This window comes from uncultured Ruminococcus sp. (assembly GCF_946415235.1).
Lineage (GTDB): Bacteria > Bacillota > Clostridia > Oscillospirales > Ruminococcaceae > Ruminococcus.
In genome coordinates this window covers 1-2,796 of record NZ_CAMKRR010000174.1, presented here as the reverse complement: position 1 = coordinate 2,796, position 2,796 = coordinate 1, and the positions used below count along the sequence as shown (strand labels likewise).

Below are 2,796 nucleotides of genomic sequence, written 5' to 3'. Positions count from 1 at the left end.
TCGAGGGCAATTACATAAAAAGTGAACAAAAGCGCATGGTGCATCAGGCTTTGCATCGCTTGAAACTTGAATACCGACAAGTACTGTTTCTCAGTTATTTTGAAGGATTTAGTATTTCAGAAATAGCATTGATCATGAAAAAAACAGAAAAACAGGTCAAGAATTTTCTGTATAACGCTAAAAAAGCGTTAAAATCTGAACTGGAAAGGAGCGGCTTTGATTATGAAGAGTCATAATGAAATGTACCGGAGCTTACTTTCCAGATATAACGAATATCAGGAGAAAAAGGTCAAACGAATACGTGCTGTCAGAAGGATTATACCTGTTTTAGCCTGTTTATGTGTTGTTGCTGTTCTCGGACTCGGCTATTGGAATCACATGGATATGATTCCTACAATTCCTGACACAGTTAACGAGGATTTCACATCTTCTACTGAAACGACCACGGCAACAGTGACAGAGAGTACTTCTGTAAGCAAGCCTGTTTCGACCACAACCGAAGCTCGGACGCAAAGGGATACAAGCATCACTTCTGCCGTAACCGAGCATAATACCCAGAATAATACTACTGCAGCTGCAAACACTGTGTCTAAAGTAACTACTGATGCTTGGCTTATTACCGCAACACCGCAGACAACCATGATTTATACAGCTGTAAATACAACAACGACCAAATTGGATGGTTTTAATATGGGCGGTGGCAATGATCTCGGTATTACACATACGACAACAACCGGCGGCGACAACGGTTTTGTACATACAACGATACAGACAACTACGACCGAAGCTGTTGCAACTACGACTATAACTACAACTACCGCACCGCCTCTGCCTATTAATGAGGATTATAGTATTGGAATTATGGACGGATATGACGGCTGGTACATTAATGCTTTCAAAATACCTTCTGATTATGTTGACGAATATATTGGTATAATAGTAATGCGCGGCAAGAGCGGACCTTTTCTTGATGCAAAAGCCTATAGTATTAAAAATTCAAGTAATGACATAGCAATTGCTATAAAATTTGAAGGGTATGACGAGTACTATCTTTACAGGAACAATAAAACGGCGATCAGTACAATAAAGGAACTATTTCCCGAAGAAGGAGCAAATTTAATAGAGAGGACGTTTTTTTATGAGTAAAACTAAAAAAGCTTTTATTGCCTTGACAGCAGCCATTATGACATTTAGTTCATCTGCTGTGGTGCCTGCAAGTGCAGAAAATGTAACTGCAACCGTTTCTTCTGAGTCTGCTTCCGAAAAGGCCGCTAAGGAATACTCCTTCGACGAAGTCAATTCCATGACAACGGAAGATGTTGTAAACTTATTTGCTGAAAAAGGACTTACCCAGGAAAACGGCTACTATGTTTACGGTCAGGGTGATGACGCAGAGTATGTATACTGCTTCAGTTGGTGCGTTCACCTGTTCTCTGAGTATTACCTCACAGATAAGACAGCAGAAGAGATATTAAATGATTATCCTCCGTATCCGAAGGGTTCATGCATGTACGATAAGGGCGAAAGCTTATGGGATTCAGACAGGATAGTAAGCTCTCTTGCTTTGCCTGAGAAGTATTTTGAAGTAACCGTATTTAAAAACCGCGTCATCGTTAAAGATACAAACAGCACGGATAAATACAAGATATCCTGCGAATGCGAAATAAGATGCAAGCTTCCTGAGGGGCAGGAACGGGCAGCTATGCGTAATGCAGCACTTAACTATCTACAGTTGAGAGAGGATCTCGATGAACTGGCCGTTGACTATGCTGTTCCATATTACGGCAAGGAGAAAACTGCCGCACAGAAATACGGTGAAGATATTGCCGAATACATGGCTAAAAACTCAATTCAGGGCGTTGTTTCACGTTCTGTGCCTGATGAGAAACTGTCAATCGGTTTCCACGGTGACTATGAAGATCAGGTGAGAGCTTATATTGCTGAAATAGGGCTTGATGAAAGCGGTATTCCGTATGAACTTGAGAAACTTCCCGATTTTATAGGATTTGACTTCGATAATACGACAGGAACTACCGTTAATGAACCAACAGAGGTTACAACCACGACAACCAGTATTACTACACTTCCTGCTGTATTAAAGGGAGATGCGAACTGTGATGAACAGGTAGATTTGGCAGATGCTGTAATGATAATGCAGTCACTTGCCAATCCTAATAAGTATGGTATAGATGGTACAGCTGAGCATCATCTTACAGAACAGGGCAAGCTTAACGGTGATATGAACGGTGACGGACTTACAGTTGGTGATGCACAGACTATACAGAAGAAGCTTCTCGGACTTGATGATACAGATAATAATCCGAGTTCTGAGAATAAGGAAAAAAATAATGAAGCTGTTGTAAGCCAGGATGTAGGATTTGGTCAGACATGGAACGGAAAGCCTGTTTCTTCTGAGTTATATACATTGCTGAGCAAAAATACAGATGAAAACACTGTTATAGCTATATCTCCTAAGTTCAAAAGCGATGAAAACTACAAGTATAACGGTAAAACAATAACTGAGTACAATGAAGCAGTAAGCGATAATAACTTACTTGACGAAAAGCTTCATCAGATACTTAAAGACGGTGACGAACTGAAATACGGTGAGATATTGTTCACAACAGGTACTCCTGATGGAATAAAATGGTCACAAGAGCTTTATGAGCAAAGAGTAGAATTTTACGGTGAGGAATTCCTTGCAAAGTATATCATAAATGGCGAATTCCTGAAAGATCAGGTAGAAGCTGATATCGCAGATTTTAGCACTCAGCCTCATAGTGACCTTAATGAAGC

Annotated in this window: 3 protein-coding genes; all 3 read left to right on the top strand. The window is 40.3% G+C overall.

All coding sequences use genetic code 11. The annotated features are described in order from the left end of the window. A partial coding sequence (locus Q0R37_RS15575) for a sigma factor-like helix-turn-helix DNA-binding protein (RefSeq protein ID WP_294755536.1) occupies positions 1 to 236 on the top strand: 236 nt, incomplete at its 5' end. Continuing rightward, positions 223 to 1,146, top strand: a complete 924-nt coding sequence (locus Q0R37_RS15570; RefSeq protein ID WP_294755535.1) for a hypothetical protein — start codon at positions 223 to 225, stop codon at positions 1,144 to 1,146. The genes Q0R37_RS15575 and Q0R37_RS15570, both read left to right, overlap by 14 nt. Continuing rightward, the coding region (locus tag Q0R37_RS15565) for a dockerin type I repeat-containing protein (RefSeq protein ID WP_294755534.1) at positions 1,139 to 2,796 on the top strand (1,658 nt) is incomplete at its 3' end. The genes Q0R37_RS15570 and Q0R37_RS15565, both read left to right, overlap by 8 nt.